Origin of the sequence: Pontibacter rufus (assembly GCF_015694705.1) — a bacterium.
Classification (GTDB): domain Bacteria; phylum Bacteroidota; class Bacteroidia; order Cytophagales; family Hymenobacteraceae; genus Pontibacter; species Pontibacter rufus.
Genome location: NZ_JADQDR010000001.1, coordinates 1 through 16,342, shown reverse-complemented (window position 1 = coordinate 16,342; position 16,342 = coordinate 1). Strand labels below are relative to the sequence as shown.

At 48.8% G+C, this 16,342-nt stretch carries 12 protein-coding genes, 1 tRNA gene and 1 pseudogene; 7 read left to right on the top strand and 7 right to left on the bottom strand.

Going from position 1 to position 16,342, the window contains the following annotated elements:
* The first annotated feature begins 188 nt into the window (after positions 1-188).
* The 6 genes from I2I11_RS00070 (at position 189) to I2I11_RS00045 (ending at position 7,006) form a co-directional block, all read left to right on the top strand.
* Positions 189-1,046: a 3-hydroxyacyl-CoA dehydrogenase family protein gene (locus tag I2I11_RS00070; RefSeq protein WP_196265632.1), complete on the top strand. Its 858-nt coding sequence runs from the start codon at positions 189-191 to the stop codon at positions 1,044-1,046.
* A complete protein-coding gene (locus tag I2I11_RS00065; protein WP_230679806.1) occupies positions 1,039-1,458 on the top strand; it encodes a Rieske (2Fe-2S) protein in 420 nt (139 codons plus the stop codon). The genes I2I11_RS00070 and I2I11_RS00065 overlap by 8 nt, the downstream gene beginning before the upstream one ends.
* Positions 1,459-1,589: 131 nt before the next feature.
* Positions 1,590-1,663 (top strand) — tRNA-Asn (locus I2I11_RS00060).
* 635 nt (positions 1,664-2,298) lie between these two features.
* Positions 2,299-3,285, top strand: a complete 987-nt coding sequence (locus I2I11_RS00055) for a phosphotransferase (protein ID WP_196265631.1) — start codon at positions 2,299-2,301, stop codon at positions 3,283-3,285.
* Between the two features lie 44 nt (positions 3,286-3,329).
* Positions 3,330-3,956 (top strand): class I SAM-dependent methyltransferase, encoded by a 627-nt coding sequence (locus tag I2I11_RS00050; protein ID WP_196265630.1) that lies wholly within the window; start codon positions 3,330-3,332, stop codon positions 3,954-3,956.
* A gap of 62 nt (positions 3,957-4,018) precedes the next feature.
* Complete coding sequence (locus tag I2I11_RS00045; RefSeq protein ID WP_196265629.1) at positions 4,019-7,006, top strand: glycosyl hydrolase 115 family protein; 2,988 nt, start codon at positions 4,019-4,021, stop codon at positions 7,004-7,006.
* A gap of 385 nt (positions 7,007-7,391) precedes the next feature.
* Here I2I11_RS00045 and I2I11_RS00040 read toward each other — a convergent pair whose 3' ends face one another.
* The 3 genes from I2I11_RS00040 to I2I11_RS00030 all read right to left on the bottom strand — a co-directional run bounded on the left by I2I11_RS00040 (position 7,392) and on the right by I2I11_RS00030 (position 10,715).
* Entirely contained in the window at positions 7,392-7,772 is a 381-nt protein-coding gene (locus I2I11_RS00040; protein ID WP_196265628.1) for a response regulator, read from the bottom strand.
* 1 nt (position 7,773) lies between these two features.
* Positions 7,774-8,145, bottom strand: a complete 372-nt coding sequence (locus I2I11_RS00035) for a sensor histidine kinase (protein ID WP_255531339.1) — start codon at positions 8,143-8,145, stop codon at positions 7,774-7,776.
* Between the two features lie 86 nt (positions 8,146-8,231).
* On the bottom strand, positions 8,232-10,715 hold the full coding sequence (locus I2I11_RS00030; protein ID WP_196265626.1) for a PAS domain-containing protein: 2,484 nt from the start codon (positions 10,713-10,715) through the stop codon (positions 8,232-8,234).
* An 808-nt stretch (positions 10,716-11,523) separates the two neighbouring features.
* On the opposite strand from I2I11_RS00030, the gene I2I11_RS00025 reads away from it, so the two are divergent.
* Positions 11,524-12,585, top strand: a complete 1,062-nt coding sequence (locus tag I2I11_RS00025; RefSeq protein WP_230679805.1) for a glycoside hydrolase family 43 protein — start codon at positions 11,524-11,526, stop codon at positions 12,583-12,585.
* A gap of 417 nt (positions 12,586-13,002) precedes the next feature.
* Here I2I11_RS00025 and I2I11_RS00020 read toward each other — a convergent pair whose 3' ends face one another.
* The 4 genes and pseudogenes from I2I11_RS00020 to I2I11_RS00005 all read right to left on the bottom strand — a co-directional run.
* On the bottom strand, positions 13,003-13,326 hold the full coding sequence (locus I2I11_RS00020) for a plastocyanin/azurin family copper-binding protein (RefSeq protein WP_196265624.1): 324 nt from the start codon (positions 13,324-13,326) through the stop codon (positions 13,003-13,005).
* Positions 13,327-13,343: 17 nt separating this feature from the next.
* On the bottom strand, positions 13,344-13,892 hold the full coding sequence (locus I2I11_RS00015; RefSeq protein WP_196265623.1) for a DUF4142 domain-containing protein: 549 nt from the start codon (positions 13,890-13,892) through the stop codon (positions 13,344-13,346).
* A gap of 404 nt (positions 13,893-14,296) precedes the next feature.
* The gene (locus I2I11_RS00010; protein ID WP_196265622.1) at positions 14,297-15,283 is read right to left on the bottom strand and encodes an aldo/keto reductase; all 987 of its coding nucleotides are present in this window, start codon (positions 15,281-15,283) and stop codon (positions 14,297-14,299) included.
* A 56-nt stretch (positions 15,284-15,339) separates the two neighbouring features.
* A pseudogene (locus I2I11_RS00005) lies at positions 15,340-15,627 on the bottom strand (transposase); the annotation flags it as partial.
* Positions 15,628-16,342: the final 715 nt, after the last annotated feature.

Sequence of the window (16,342 nt, the reverse complement as noted above, 5' to 3'; positions counted from 1 at the left end):
GATGTTCTTTTCTTTTTTCTGTCATCCTGACAGGATCTTGTGAGCAAGGCGCATCAGCTTATTACCTATTCCTGCCAGGTGCTCCGAATCAAATTGGAGAGAATCTTTCAAGACGATAAAAGAGAGCATGGTTTAACCTTAATTTACCAGTTCGGGCAGCAGTATAACCTTCATCAATTTAATAAAGAATGACCTTGGAGGAGATAAAGACAATCGGCATAGTGGGTGCGGGCACCATGGGGCAGGGCATCGCGCAGATTTGTGCGCTGGCTGGTTTTAAAACTATCCTGTTCGATATAAATGAGCAGGTGCTGCAGAAGGCGCAAACCACTACCTCCGAAAGTATAAACAAGGGCATTGCACGCGGTAAACTAACCGAAGCGGACAAGCAAAACGCTCTCGCCAACCTTACGTTTACCGGCGATACGCTGCAACTATGCTGCGATGTGATTGTGGAGGCGGTGGTAGAGCGCCTGGAGGTGAAGCAAAGTATCTTTCAGGAACTGGCCGCTATCAATCACCCGAACACCATACTTGCCTCCAACACTTCTTCTATCCCTATCACCCGGATAGCGGCGCCTGTGCCGAACCCGGAGCGTGTGGTAGGGATGCATTTCTTTAATCCGGCTCATCTGATGAAGCTGGTGGAGGTGATATCCGGCGCCGCTACTTCTCCGGCAGTGGCCGAAACCGTCCGGCAACTGGCCCTGAAGCTGAATAAGACACCCGTAATGGCCAAAGATTCGCCCGGCTTTATCGTGAACCGCGTGGCGCGCCATTTTTATGTTGAAGCCCTGAAGCTGCTGGAAGAAAACGTAGCCGACATGCAGACTATAGACAAGCTGATGCAGGCCAGCGGCTTTAAAATGGGGCCTTTCGAGCTCATGGATCTGATTGGCGTGGATACCAACTATGCTGTTACTACCTCTATGTTCGAGGCTTTTCAGTATGACGCCAAGTTCAGGCCAAGCCGCATACAGCAGCAAAAAGTAGATGCAGGCCACCACGGCCGCAAGTCAGGTAAAGGATTTTATACCTATGAGTAAACTATGGATAGCGCTGTCGCTCCTGTTTCTGGTTTTTACAGGCTGCAAAGACACCGGCATTAACCCTTATATACCCGATGTGCCGGTAAACATTCAGATAAACGTGAGCAGCCTGCAATACCCGGAATTGCGGCAGGATGGCGGTTACGTATACCTGGAGGGCGGCTACAAGGGCATCCTGCTGGTGCGCCAGAACGCCAATCTTTACACTGCTTTTGAACGTGCCTGCCCTTACGATCCTACCGCACCCTGCTCGCAGGTAGAAGTCGATCAGTCGAACCTGTTTATTGTGGATACGTGCTGCGGCTCACAGTTCAACTTTCAGGGTAATGTAATGGCGGGGCCTGCTACGTATGGCTTAAAACAGTACCAGACCACCATGTCGGGCTCGATCCTGTATATTTTGAACTGAAAATTTGAAGTTGATTTACAGCAGCTTATACTTGTAGCAAACTTTTTTTGGAAGCAGGCTTGCGTCCTATCGAAAACTGCCGTAATATTGCAGCATCAATCAGCGGAAAAGCCGTTATTGACCTACCAAATTCCTCCTTAGCTCAGTTGGTTAGAGCACATGACTGTTAATCATGGGGTCCCTGGTTCGAGCCCAGGAGGGGGAGCTTAATAATCAGCCACTTACGAGTTAAATCGTTAAGTGGCTTTTTTGTTTGCGCGCAATTTGCACACAAACTTATTGATTTTAAGGCCTTTCTACTCTCTTTCCTCTTAGTTAACTCCCTAAGGTATTTCGTCTGCTTGAAGAACTACCTGGTTGTTTTGGACCAGTCTTTTTCTTAGAAGATTACCTGACAATTCTATTTGTCACAAGTTCCATAAAGAACAACAACGCTACATCTACTCGACTCTAATTGCTCAGTTCGACTGGTGTAAGAGAACCCGCGAGAGTTAATCAATTCAAATGCTCCCAATTATTTCTCTTTCATTAGAAGAAAGGAAGTCGGGAATCCCACTGGTACACCGTTCAAGACACACCAAAACAAAAGTTTATGGCCATTCATTTCAGTGCAAAGGTAGCCTTGCGATCCGGCCACAGGACAAGGTAGTCCAAACAAAATGGGTATCCCGACGGGCCCCCTTATACAGGCTTGTCTCCGGAAAGAGGAAAGGTAAACGACATTTTATTACAATCTGTTTGATATACAGTATATTCGTTAATTCAGCTCCGAGTGGCCAACTGTTGTTGTTCGGCGATGCGTTGTAGCCGATTATTTATACTAGTTAGAGACAGTATAGAATGAAGTACGCTCCAGCTATCAGCTCCATCCTTTCACCGGATTATCTGGCAGGATTTGCTGTCGACCATTATGGATTTGACCGAAACACTACTTGCCGGATACTGAAAACCGGTATAAATCACAGCTACTTGATTACCACCTCTGATGGGAAGTTTGTGCTGAGGGTTTATTGCCTTGGCTGGCGAACTGAAAGCGAGATAAGGGAAGAACTGCAGTTATTGGAGTATCTCGATGAAAACGGCATTTTGGTCTCCTATCCCATAAAGGACTGTGACGGCAACTATATCAACCGGATTACAGCCTTTGAAGGAGAACGCTTCGCGGTTTTGTTCTCCTTTGCCGAAGGGGAGTCTGTCAGAGTGCCATCGGAAGAGGTCAGTTACCAGCTTGGCGTGACTATGGCAAGGATGCATCAACTGACAATTGGTAGAACTGTCAAGCGAGAAAACTATGACGCGAACACACTTGTCAGCTGGGCATTTGCGTCTGCAAGAAGCCATTTTCCCGGGCCTTCCGCTGAAATGCAGTATTTTGAGCGGGCGAACTCCATCATTTCTTCTGAGTTCGAAAAGGCAGATTCCAAGGCTCTAAGGTATGGGATAGTTCACCTTGACCTATGGTATGAGAACATGAAAGTCAAAAACGGTTCCGAGATCACCATTTTCGACTTTGACAACTGCGGGAATGGATGGTTGTTCCTGGACATTGCTTATAGCCTTATGACGCTTTACAGAAATGAGCCAAGCAAGGAAGGCTTTGAAGCGAAAAGAGCTGCTTTTTATCGAGGCTATGAGTCAATTGCTTCCATATTAGAAGAAGAAAAAAGGTTAATCCCTTATGGTGGTTTGGCAATTTGGCTGCACTATACAGGAATTCACGTTCAGCGGTTTGATGATTTCTCCAATCAGTTCCTAAGCCAAGAGTTCCTCAAGTACTGGATTCAAACCGCAAACCGGTGGATGGAATTCAACAAAATAAAGATATAAAGCCTCTAACACAGCACAACTCAATAATACACTGAAAAGAAACTATGATAGATCAAACTGAAAAGTCTGAGTTTTGGGAGTCCAGCTTCATTGAAAAAAAGGAAATGTGGGGCTTTGCCCCATCCCGTTCCGCCGTACTCACAAAGGATTTTTTCCTTCAAAAATCAGTAAAGAATATCCTTATACCCGGCATCGGGTATGGGCGGAACGCGCAGGTTTTCATAGAGGCAGGAATTGCTGTGACAGGCATTGAAATATCCGCAACTGCTATAGGAATGGCCAGAAAACACTATGGAGCAGCTATGCCCATCTATCATGGTTCTGTAACGGATATGCCCTTCGATGACTGCAGGTATGATGGCATATTTTGCTATGCCCTGATTCACCTGCTCGACAGCAGCGAAAGAGAAAGGCTCATCCGTGACTGCTATAACCAATTGTCAGAAAAGGGCTACATGGTCTTTACAGCCATATCGAAACAAGCGCCTACCTATGGCAAAGGCGAGTTCATAAGCAAGGACCGCTATGAGATGTTCGGCGGCGTGCGGATGTTTTTCTATGACAAAGCATCTATTCAGGCGGAGTTCGGCAAAGCAGGCTTGTTTGAAATCACAGAAGTAGATGAAAACTATCCCTTCTTTTTAATCAAATGCAGAAAAGACGGTGGATGAGCAGCTATGACTTCTGAGGTAACTATTTAATTGTCAATACCCTAAAATTCACCTTATTCTTCATGAAAAATAGCGTAGCTGTAATTATCTTTTTTATCTCTTGCCTGACAGGCAGCAAACTTCAGTCGCAGGAGCTCGCAAAGAACAACATTAAAGTCGCTGCTGATGCCACGCAAGGAGCTTTCCCACTCGTTCATTCAGCTAAAGCATCTATTGTTTTTATAGATGCTCAGGATGCAGAGGTGGTTGGAATTGCAGCGGAGGCTTTGGCAAGAGACGTGGAAAGAGTAACCAGCGTTAAACCGGAAGTAAAAAGCAGCAGCAGTTGGAAAGATATCTCCGGCTACCCGGTCATCATCGGCACGGTTGGGCAGTCCGCCTTGATAGCACAACTGGCCGAAAGGAAAGCGCTTAACATCAGTCAAATCAAAGGGAAGTGGGAGAGCTACAGCATCACGGTAGTGGAAAAGCCCTTCGACGGCGTAGATAAGGCTTTGGTGATTGCAGGAAGCGACCGCCGGGGAGCAGCATTCGGGGTATTCGAGCTCTCCCGGCGGCTGGGCGTATCGCCCTGGTACTGGTGGGCCGACGTGAAGCCCAGGCATCAGGACAATCTCTTTATAACGGCAGGAGCGCTGGTGCAAGGGCCGCCCACTGTAAAGTATAGAGGCATCTTTCTCAACGACGAGGACTGGGGCCTCCAGCCGTGGGCGGCTCGGAGCATGGACAAGGACATCAAAGACATTGGCCCGAACACCTACGCCAGAATCTTCGAGCTGCTGCTGCGCCTGAAGGCCAACCTGATTTGGCCGGCCATGCACCCGAGCACCAAGGCCTTCTTTCACTACCCGGCCAATGCTGCAGTGGCCGACGCCTATGCTATTGTGGTGGGCACCTCGCATGCCGAACCCATGCTGCGCAACAACGTGGACGAGTGGGACGAGAAAACGATGGGCGACTTCGACTACTTCAGCAACAAGCAGGCTGTGCAGGAGTACTGGGAGAAGCGGGTGAAGGAGGCCAAAGACATGGAAGCCGTCTATACCATGGGCATGCGGGGCGTGCATGACAGCGGCATGGAGGGTGCCAAGAACGCGTCGGAGGCAGCGGCCATGCTGGAAAAGATTATTGCAGACCAGCGGGAGATGCTGGAAAAGCATGTGAATAAAAACATAGCCGCTGTTCCGCAGGCCTTCACCGCCTACAAAGAGGTGCTGGACATTTATGACCAGGGCCTGAAGCTACCCGAGGACATCACCATTGTGTGGCCTGACGACAACTATGGCTATATTCACCGGCTAAGCAATCCACAGGAGCAATGCCGCAGCGGCGGCTCGGGCGTATACTACCACGCCTCTTACTGGGGCCGTCCCCACGATTACCTCTGGCTCAGCTCTACGCATCCGGCCCTGATAAGAGAGGAAATGATGAAAGCCTATAACATGAAAGCCGACCGGCTGTGGGTGCTGAACGTTGGGGACATAAAGCCGCTGGAGTATAACATCAGCCTGTTTTTGGATATGGCCTACGATGCAACCGCTTTTCAGGAAAGCAGCGCTGTGAAAAAGCATCTGCACCAGTGGGTGGAAGAGACATTCGGAGAAGCAAAATCAGGCCCCATCACGAAGGTATTGTGGGAATACTACGACCTGGCTTTTGAACGGAGGCCGGAGTTCATGGGCTGGAGCCGCACAGAACCCACTACACCAACCAAACTGACGGCCTACAATCACTTCTACTTTGGCGACGAGGCGCAGAAACGGATAGACAAGTATGAAACCCTGGAGAAGCAGGTAAAAGAATTGCGCAGCCAGCTACCTGCTAAAGATGCAGATGCCTTCTACCAACTGGTGTACTATCCGGTAGTGGGAGCTTCGCTCATAAATAAAAAATTTCTTTATCGGGACAAGAGTTACCTGTATGCCAGACAAAACAGAACCAGTGCCAGCGACTACGCCCGGCTCTCCCGCCAAGCCTACGAGGGCATCGTGGAGGAAACGAACTACTATAACCAGCAGCTGGCGAACGGCAAATGGAACGGCATCATGTCGATGAAGCCCCGGGACCTGCCTGTTTACCAGGAGCCTGAACTGCCGGAGATAAATATAGACGGCTCCAAAAAATGGAGCATCGCGCCGGAGGGATTCGTGACAGCAGATTCCTCACTTATCTCTGCGCAGCGATTGGCTCTGCCGGCCTTCAACGAGTGGAGCAGGCAGGAGTACTTTGTGGATCTGTTCCTGACAGGCAACCAGGCAGTGTCCTGGAAAGCAACTGCGTCCGACAAATGGATAAAGCTCTCGGAACAACGGGGTAAGCTAACACCTACTTTCGGGCAAAAGCAACAGCGCATTTGGGTCAGCATCGATTGGAGCAAAGTGCCTAAACGCGCGGAATCAACAGGGCATATCACTTTTAAAGGTGCAGGAAAGGTATTCAAGGTAGAGGTGAAAGCGTCAAACGCTGCCGAGTCGGACCTGGCTGCGTATGAGGGCTTTGTCGAAAGCAATGGCTATGTCTCCATTTTCGCGGAAGACTACAGCCGCAAAACCGACAGGCAGGCAAAAGGGTGGAAGTTGGTAGAGGATCTCGGCCATACTGGCAAGTCGCTGATGGCGCTGCCACTGCAGATAGCACCTGTAAAAGAAACGGCAGGCGTAAAAGAGAACGCGCCTTATGTGGCCTATGACTTTTATACTTTGACAGCGGCGGCACCAACCATCACTGTCTCCACGCTGCCGACCCATCCGGTTACCAGCGACTACAGCCTCCGTTATGCTGTCTCCATTGATGACGGCCCTGTAGAAGTAGTGGATTTCCGCACCTTTGGCAGAAGCGATGAGTGGAAGCAGAACGTGCTGAGAAACGCCGCAGAGCGCCAGGTAAAGTATGGGCATCTAAACAGGGGAAAGCATACTTTGAAAATATACATGATTGACCCCGGCGTGGTGTTCGATAGCATCATCATCGACCTGGGAGGTATGAAGCAGGCGTACTCCACTATCCCGGAAACATTGAATCAAGCTCATGGAAAGTTTTATACATATTAGGTGCTATGCGATGGGTGAAGGGAATTGTACTTAAATGGCAAATCTATTTGCCGTCGGGAAATGACATCATTTCAGAGGGGGTTTAATATTGAGTGGTTATCAGCCGAAGTATAAGTAGACTAGAATAATTAAGTATAATATTCAGGATGTAAGCTGACATGCTGTGGCATTGAACAATAGATTACCTGACATTCCCTACTTAACATTTTTCTTTCGTAATCCCCTCTCATTAACCTCTGAGGCGATTACGAAAGAAAGATGAACCTGTAAGTCTTCTGTTGCCAAACCTGGCAGTACTTGTTGCCCAACATCCTTCCGGTTTGGAGTAGGCTATATTCTGCACATGCATTACCATTATTCTGAACCGCTTTGCAAACTGTTATGGTTACTTTTTTCTGTGTTGAGAGAAAATAGTCCTCAATTCATCACTTTCTATCGGCTTATGAATAAGACCTGCCACAAAAGGGTACTTTGTGATCCTGGCAGCATCTGATGGAGCAAGAGAAGACGTCAGAATGTAGATGTTACAGCTTTTGCGAAGCCCCGGTGCAAGTGGTGTCAGCGCATCCAGAAAGCCCCACCCATCCATGACAGGCATGTTCAGGTCCAGGAAAATAAGATCCGGTATACCGTCTGAGCTTAAAGCCTCCAAAGCCTCTGCGCCCGAAAGAAAGCCCTTGATGCCAAGCGTCTCATCCTCCAGCAACAGCATATTCTCGGTTAGAAAAAGGCTTAGCTCGTCATCGTCGATGATGAAAACTTCCATATCAGTTTTTAGGTAAATAAATCAAGAATTTCGTACCTACTCCAAGCTGGCTGCTAACCTCCACATGCCCGCCCATCGCTTCTAAATGTGTCTTCACTAAGTACAGGCCAATGCCTCTTCCTCTTTTATCGGTATGGAACCGCTTGTACAATTTGAAAACATCGTCGCCCGCCTTATCCATATCAAAACCAGACCCATTGTCGGAGAAGGAGATAAGCGTGCCCTTCTCCGTGTTGCCGAAGCACTTGATGTGCACCACAAGGGAACGATCCCTTGATCTGTAGTTGATGGCGTTTGATAGCAAATTATAGAATATGCTGTATAGGTACGCCTTGTTCGCCCTGACGTGAAGTTCCTCCTCAATATCATCCATGACCATGCCGCCACATTTGAGGAGCGGTTCCTGCAAAGATGATAACGCTTGCTGCACTGTTAGCTTTACATCCACCTGCTCCTGCTCTAGAGTCCTCCTGCTGTCGCGTATGCTAAGGATCGTGTCATGTCCTTCATGACCGTATCTAGCCTGAACACGCTCTCTTTCAGGTTAGCCAAGGATGTATCAAACACCTTCGTTCCTTTGTCGATTCTGGTCAGCAGGTTGGCAAACCCGAGGGCATTGGCGACTGGCGCCCTTAAGTTGTGGGACACGATGTAGGTGAACTGCTCCAGATCCTTGTTGTGAGCATAAAGATCCTGCGCCATTTTTAACAGATTAGTTTCTGCCTCCATCTTAAATGTAATGTCTTTCTGAATAGCGATGAACTGTGTGATTACGCCGGCGCTACCATAGATAGGCGTAATGTCCATCGAGACCCAGAACTTCTCACCCGACTTCTTGTAATTGGCAAGCACTGCACTGAAGTGAATGCCCTGTTTCAGGCTTTCACGCATCACCCTGACAGCTGCTTCATTGGTCTCCGGGCCCTGCAGCAGGTCTCCGGGCTTTCTCCCCAACGTTTCAGAGAGGGTGTAGCCCGTGAGCCTGGTGAAACCTTCGTTCACCCACTCTGTCAGCCCATCGGCGTCTGTGATGATGACGCCATTGTCCGTGCTGCTTGCCACCAGCGAGAGCTTCTCAAGCTCCTGCTGTGACTTTACCCTTTGCGTAATGTCAGTCTGTATGGTAATGTACTTTGACAGGACTCCATTCTCGTCGTAGATAGGATTTACCTGCACAGAGAGCCATATCTCTTCCCCGTTTTTTCTGCTGTTCAGGATTTCAAAAGACACTGGTTCACCGCTCATCATCTTATCGCTTACAGATTCGAAAGCCCTAGTGTCTGTGGTGTGGTTGTGCAGCAATTCAGACGGTCTCTTCCCCACAGCCTCTTCTAAACAGTATCCCGTAAGCTTGGTAAACCCCTCGTTTACCCACTCAATCCTGCGCATCCTGTCGGTGATGATGACACCATTTGTGGTCTTGCTGGCTACCAACGAGAGTTTCTCAAGCTCCTGTCTTGAGCTCATCTTCTCTGTGATATCGTCGAAGTAAATGGACAGCCCCTCCTCCGAAGGAAAAGCCTTTACTTCCACCCACCTGTTGGTGCCGCCGTAGTAAGCCTCAAAATGCACGGCCTTCCCTGTCTCAACTGCATGGTGATACTGCCGGAAGAACTCACCGCTGACTTCAGCCGGAAATTCGCGCCACGCGTTTTTTCCCATGTGGTGCTTCCGGTCCAGGGACAGCAGCCGCTCCGCCTCCCTGTTGATGTAGGCAAAGTTCCAGTCCCTGTCGAGTATGAAGAAGCCATCCGTGATGCTATCAAAGATAGTGTTCAGCTTATCCGCATGCTGCCTGACGGTGCTATGATACCGGTTAACTGCCGTTATGTCCTTTATAACGGAGTGAACGGCAACAACCTCCCCGTCAACGCTGACAGGTATTTTGGTGACCTCCAATACTTTGCTTTCCGGGCCTTCTTCAATCTCTAACACGAACTTCACGATCTCTCCACAGCAGGCGGTCCTTAAATGCTCTAAACAGACACTCGCGGCACTAGGGGGGAGAAAGCACGCAAGGGGGCGGCCTATTACCTGATGCCTTTTAAGCTGCAACAATGCTTCACCTGCACGGTTCACATCTAACACGATCCCTTCTCTGTTCTCTACCAGCACTGTGTCCGGGTTATTGTCGAACAGCGCCCTGAAGCGCAGCTCGCTTTCCTGTAGCTTCTGGGCGGCTGCCTTCTGCTCCGTAATGTCGCGCGAGTTGGCTACAAGCGCCCCGATGGATGCGTCGGCAAGCCGGTTGCTGACAACCGTTTCAACCCACCTCCACTCTCCCTTGGCATTTCTGAATCGGAAGTGCGGCACCGAAACAGAGCCTTCAGATTCAAGCACCTCAATTAGGGAGGCCTGCACCTTGGGAACATCCTCCGGGTGTATGAAGTCTTTGGCGTTAGAACCCAACAGCTGCTCCGGGGCATATCCCAGCTCTTTCAGAGTGGTTCCCCCTACGTATTTATAGTTTAAGCGGCTGTCAAGAAGGGCCAGCATGTCTTCTTCGTGCTTTAAAAGCGCATTATACAGCTCCGCCCGCACGTGCAGCTCCTGCTTGGCGAAATTGGCCTCAGTTGAAACCCGAGCTATGCAGAAGAGCAGGCCCTCTTCACAGGACCAAACGGCAGACCATGTCAGCCAAACCTCCGCTCCCGACTTATGGATATAGCGGTTGGTGAAGCTAACGGCGGGCTCACCACCAGCCAGGCCGAGAGCTATGCCTGCTGTCATGGCACGATCTTCAGGATGGACAAAGCTCAGGTACTGCTTACCCTCTAACTCTCCGCTATCGTAGCCTAATATGTGCCTGCTGGCCTCACTCACCTCCCTAAAGCATCCGTCCGCATCGATTGTGCAGATCATGTCTAGCGAGTATTTCATTACCGTGTCCAGAAGGAATACACTCCTGCTTCTTTTCATCCTAATTTTTAACAAATAAGCCATAAGTACATTATTGGTTTAGTTCAAGAACCAAACACAGTACTCCAGAAGCAAAATAAGCCGTAATATCATAAATAGCTATTTTTTAGCCATATTAATAATTCATAGCTATTCAAAAGAAGTGTACATACTTGTAGTTGATGATAATAATCATAAACCGGTATTTCTCACCAATCATAATAAGTGCAACTCCCTCAGGTTAAGCTTCTGACATACTTAGGTAGTGATGATATAGTTTTATAACTGAAATTATTATGAGAAGTAAAGTGGCAGAGAGAATTTTAGCCAGAACGCCTAAAGATGTTAAGATCTTCACCAGGCTTTATACTGATATAGTTATGCGAATCAATTCTGTTTTAAAAGAGAAGGGATATACGCAGAAGTCATTAGCTGAGAAACCAGATAAGAGGCCTTCGGAAACCCATAAGTGGCTAAATGATGAGCATAAACTCAATAGCCCTGCCCATTGATGCATTGGAAAATTCAACTTTCATTGTGAATGAGCGCTTTAGCAACGTGAATTGAGCCGGTAAGTCAGTGCATTGCGTGGAATTTTTGTAATTTGCTTTCAAGACAGCTCTTTCCCTCCTCATGGGTTTTAGCCGTCTATGTCGCTCCTTATTATAAGTACTTTATGTTAAAAATTCTTTGTCCCAAGGATTCCTGTTATGGAAAAAGTAGCTTGTCTGTATTACGAAGGAATGCCATCGCTCCTATGGAGAAGACCCTGCTTTTGTTTTTACTCTGTTCCGCAGGGCTGGCTCTGCCTCCTGCTTCAGCCCAGACAACCCAACAGGCTGCTACAACCAGGATGACCTTTTCAAACCCGCTTAACGTGCAACTGGGAGATCCCTACGTGCTGTACACCGGGGGTACATATTATATGTATGGCACGGGCGGCGGAGCTGAGAAAGGCTTTGCCGCTTACTCATCTACAGATTTGGTACATTGGCAGCCGGAAGGTCAGGTATACTTCCACGATAACAGCAACGGCTGGAGTGCCCCTGCTGCCAGTTGGGGTGGTGCGTATTGGGCGCCCGAAGTATATGAGGTGAATGGAAAGTTCTACATGTTTTACAGTGCGCAATGGAAGATAAACCCAAGCCACGAAGAAGAAAATTTCCGCATAGGAGTGGCGGTGGCGGATAAACCCACAGGACCTTTCGTTGATCTGGCCAACAAGCCGGTATTCGACCCGGGCTATCCTGTCCTTGACGCCAATGTGTTCTTAGACACCGACGGCAAAGCTTACCTGTACTACTCCCGCGCGGCATACAAGCACCCCGTGGAGAGCGAAATTGCCGATTGGGCACGCAAGAAAAACTGGTTTAAAGAAGTAGAGGAAAGCTGGGTATATGGCGTAGAACTGAAGCCGGACTTTTCCGGCGTTATAGGCGAACCGGTGCTGTTGCTGCGCCCGCCCATCAGCCTCAGCGACAAACAGGCTGAATGGGAAAGCCGCTCGGTGACATCTCACGAAGTAAACCGCCGCTGGACGGAGGGTTCAGTCACGTTCAAGAAAGATGGTATTTATTACATCATGTATTCGGCTAACTATTTTGGCGGACAGCATTATGCCGTGGGATACGCCACCGCTACTTCGCCTTTAGGTCCCTATACAAAGGCGGCTAACAACCCCGTGCTGCAGCGGAACACCGATGAAGGCGGTTCCGTAACGGGTACAGGGCACAACAGCATCACCTACTCCCCTGATGGCAAAGAGATGTTCATTGTCTACCACGGCAGAACAACCAAGACCGGAGACGAGCGGGTCGTTTTTATTGACAGGATGCAGGTGAAGGACGGAAAGATAAAAGTCTTTGGCCCTACAACTACACCTCAACCGCTTCCCTCAGGTGTACAGAAAAATTAAAGGACTGAGGCAGTACAGCACCGTATACAAAGTATAAAACAGATAAAGCCACCTGATAGTAGTTGGCTTTATCTGTTTTTCTACTCAATAAACTCTTCTAAGTTGATTACATCAAGATAAGGGGCCAAGAGTTACCTCCTTTAAAATCCACGTACCAAAGCTATCCATAATTCAAAGCTTGGCTTCCCTTCTGGCGGAAGCGGGGCACAACGAAAAGTGATGAAACACTGCACATCATCAGCCTGATTCAAAAGAGCAGCAAGCAGGCCCGCATCACAAAAAGCTTGAGAATTTGCATATGAGGCCTCTAATTAATCAGAAACTATTCGAACCTTTCTGAGTAGGGTCAGCCATGGATACAACTGCAATCAAAACGGTAAATGAGCGGCTGGACTGCTTGCTGTACTGAGCGTAAGCTTACTCTATAAGGATTTTTCCTTTCATCATGGGGTGAAAGCTGCAGTAGTAATCTGAGGTCCGGCTCACAACCACTATCCAGGACTCTCCGCTAGCCAGGGCGGGTGACTTCCAGGACTTGCCTGACTCCTCCGTCACGTTGTGCGTCACAACATCCTTGTTTACGAAGACCACCGTGTCTCCCTTCTTCACCGACAGCTCAGCAGGCTGGAATCTCATTTGGACGATTTCAACCCTGTGGCTCCCAAGGGAGCTACTCCCGAAGGAAGGCAGGAGGCCATTCAAAAGGGTGAGACAGCATAGGAGGAGCAGGGTGTTTTTCATGGGTACCGCTGGCGCCTTCATTTGCCTGATAACTGCTTTTGTAGCATCTGGGCATGCTCCAGGTGCTCCTTGAGTGCGGGCACCACGGTTTGCAGCAGCGCCTTTAACTCGGGGTTCTCCGTCTCAGGTATCAGCAGATCCTCCACTGCCGAAATGACAGCCTTGTGGTAGGCAACCTCGTTGTTAACATAGGCTCTGTCAAAGGCCTCGCCGGACTTGGCACGCAGCATTTCCCTTGTCTTCTCAGCGGCAGCCTGCAGCTGCTTTCCCATGGCGTTCTCCTGTGGTGTCACACCCAGCTTCCCGACAAGGGCCGCCGCCTGGTCAATCACCGCCTGGTGGTCACTGGCCATGGTCTGGGCAAACTGCAGCACGTCCTCGTTTCTTGATTTCTGCTTAGCCAGCTCGGCCTGGTCAATGTCGATCTGGTTGGCAATCACGGCCACCGAAGCCACTTCGGCGTCCGATAGCTTGGGGCTGTCCTGTGCGGCGGCAGGGGCCGCGAAGAGGGCAAGACATGCTATTGTCCCTACAGCCCATGAAGTTAATGATTGGCGTGTTTTCATCTTCTTTTGTTTTTGGTTTACACCTATTAGAGTAGGATGAGCCTAGTTCGTTACAAAATTAGAAGAGATTATTTGCAGCATTAAAGGTCTGCTGTACTTCCTACCTTCACCCACTATAGAACATGCCGAGCACGCCGCCATAAAAAGTTCATCACACCTAGCCCTACCTTCAAAGGTAGGGCCGTTTCATTTTAAAAATCAAACACTAAAATTTCATGTCATTCTGTTAAGGAACTTGGTTGAAAGGAGGTTAAGCAGATGCTCCTTCTTAACAAGATCCTTACAGGATGACAAAGAACGAAGAATGAATCAGCCCTACCTTCAAAGGGAGAAATAGGAAAAAGCCGAACAACTGTGATGATAGCACAGTTGTTCGGCTTTGATAATTTATAAACTTAATGTCTCTACCAAAGCTGGTGCACCGAAGGTTTGATATACCTGTCATACACTTGCCGCACACCCTGCATCTGCTCCTCTGAAAGTGCAGGCAGCCCCGAAGCTTTAATGTTCGAGTCGACCTGTTCAGGCTTAGAGGCGCCTGGAATAACGGTACTTACTTCCGGGAACATCAGCACCCACCGTAGCGCCCATGCCGCCAAAGGCTCTTGCCCAGCAAACAGCTGCTTGAGTTCCTCTACCGCCTCCAGCCCTAAATCAAAATTCACACCCGAGAAAGTCTCTCCTTTATCAAAGGCTTCGCCGTTGCGGTTAAAGTGACGGTGATCGTCTACGCCAAACTGGGTGCCTTTGCTCATTTTGCCTGTGAGCAAGCCACTGGCTAGTGGCACCCGTACAATAATGCCGCAGTCGTTTTCTTTCGCAGCAGCAAAGAACTTCTCACTTGGTTTTAAGCGGAACAAGTTGAAAATAACCTGCACCGTCGTCACATTCGGATACAGCATGGCCATCAGCGCTTCGTCTACCATCTCCACACTTACACCTAGGTTACGTATTTTCCCCTGCTCCTTTAGCTTGTCAAAGGTCTCAAAAATTTCAGGCCTTCTGTATACTTCCGTCGGTGGACAATGCAGTTGGAGCAGGTCCAGCGTTTCCAGTTTCATATTTTTGAGGCTGGCTTCCACATAGCTAATCAGCTTTTCTGGTGTATAACCTTCATTCGTATGCGGCTGAATTTGCCTGCCGCACTTGGTAGCAATATAAATTTCTTCACTTCGGCTCTTCACCACTTTCGCTACAACTGCCTCACTTTCCCCATTACTGTATACATCAGCCGTATCAATAAAATTTACGCCCTGATCTATGGCTTTGTTGATGATACGCGCTGCGTTTACCTCGTTAAACGGTTCTCCCCAGCGGCCTCCTACCTGCCAGGTGCCTAATGAAACCTCTGATATGTTGAATCCGGTTTTTCCTAGTTTTCTGTAGTTCATATTACTTTTAATGGTGCAGTTACTGTGATAAATATTAATTAACGTGAACCCGGGAATTAAGCTACTATACGAGCCGGGTTAAATTTTTTGTTTTGAAGGTCGAGAAAGGTATAGGCGCTCAGGCCGGCGAGGTTGTGTACTAAGGCATTAAGCGGGTTTCTGTGGCGAGAGTGGTCAACATCACAGACACGCATCAGCATGTTATTGACGGCCTCAACAGTGCCTCTTTTTCTCAGGTTTAGCTTGCCGGAGAGGCTTAGGAGCATGTTTTTCATGTTCTTTCTAATCTTGATGACCAGATGCAGCCCCTGCTTGAGGAGCTTTTCCAGCATAGCAGCCAGGTAACAACACCTCCCTGTCCACCAAGTCCAGCACCACCGTCAGGTACAGCCAGCTTTTCCAGGTTCTGATGTAGGTCAGGTCCGACATCCATTTCTTAGCCATCTCTCAACTGCAAAGTCCCTGGAGAGGTAGTTCTCCGCCACTGCATAAGTGTGGCTGGAGTCAGTGGCCTTGCAACTTACTTAAATCTGCCATCACAAACCCTCCAGTTAATGGCAGCAAGTCCACCTGGAACATAACAGGGGCCATACAACCTGAATGCGCATAAAAGCGAAGGCCGCTGAGATTTTTGATTTCAGCGACTTCTGCTTTTATACTTGTCTTGGGTATCAAGGCAGCAGCTTTTCCACCATCTCATAGCGCCACATTCCTTTGTCGTACTGCACCATTAGTTGCTGCGCTTCCAGCGGCACCACTGCCGTGTCGGGTATCTCTCCGGCAAACGCTTTAATGGGGCATTTATTGATGCCCAGCCCATCTCGATCAGAAACTCCACCGTTTCCTCCCGTGGCCGCTGGTAAACGGCGGCTCCCGCAAAACCGGCTAATTCCGCCAGTTCCGGAAATAGGTGCCCGCGCAGGTGTCGCCGCAGGTCGTTTTCGCTTTCACCGGGTTTTACCTAACCCATCCAATATTTTTAAGAGTATGTTTTGAATTGGAAAAAAGCGGGAATCGGCCTAAACTAGAGGTGACCAAACCAATAAGTTTATGGAAGCC

Bases quoted from the DNA above. Each gene is read 5' to 3' on its own strand.
- I2I11_RS00050 (WP_196265630.1), top strand. From the start codon at position 3,330: ATGATAGATCAAACTGAAAAGTCTGAGTTTTGGGAGTCCAGCTTCATT.
- I2I11_RS00025 (WP_230679805.1), top strand. From the start codon at position 11,524: ATGACCTTTTCAAACCCGCTTAACGTGCAACTGGGAGATCCCTACGTG.
- I2I11_RS00040 (WP_196265628.1), bottom strand. From the start codon at position 7,772: ATGGAAGTTTTCATCATCGACGATGACGAGCTAAGCCTTTTTCTAACC.
- I2I11_RS00015 (WP_196265623.1), bottom strand. From the start codon at position 13,892: ATGAAAACACGCCAATCATTAACTTCATGGGCTGTAGGGACAATAGCA.
- I2I11_RS00065 (WP_230679806.1), top strand. From the start codon at position 1,039: ATGAGTAAACTATGGATAGCGCTGTCGCTCCTGTTTCTGGTTTTTACA.
- I2I11_RS00020 (WP_196265624.1), bottom strand. From the start codon at position 13,326: ATGAAAAACACCCTGCTCCTCCTATGCTGTCTCACCCTTTTGAATGGC.
- I2I11_RS00045 (WP_196265629.1), top strand. From the start codon at position 4,019: ATGAAAAATAGCGTAGCTGTAATTATCTTTTTTATCTCTTGCCTGACA.
- I2I11_RS00030 (WP_196265626.1), bottom strand. From the start codon at position 10,715: ATGGCTTATTTGTTAAAAATTAGGATGAAAAGAAGCAGGAGTGTATTC.
- I2I11_RS00070 (WP_196265632.1), top strand. From the start codon at position 189: ATGACCTTGGAGGAGATAAAGACAATCGGCATAGTGGGTGCGGGCACC.
- I2I11_RS00010 (WP_196265622.1), bottom strand. From the start codon at position 15,283: ATGAACTACAGAAAACTAGGAAAAACCGGATTCAACATATCAGAGGTT.
- I2I11_RS00055 (WP_196265631.1), top strand. From the start codon at position 2,299: ATGAAGTACGCTCCAGCTATCAGCTCCATCCTTTCACCGGATTATCTG.
- I2I11_RS00035 (WP_255531339.1), bottom strand. From the start codon at position 8,145: ATGGATGATATTGAGGAGGAACTTCACGTCAGGGCGAACAAGGCGTAC.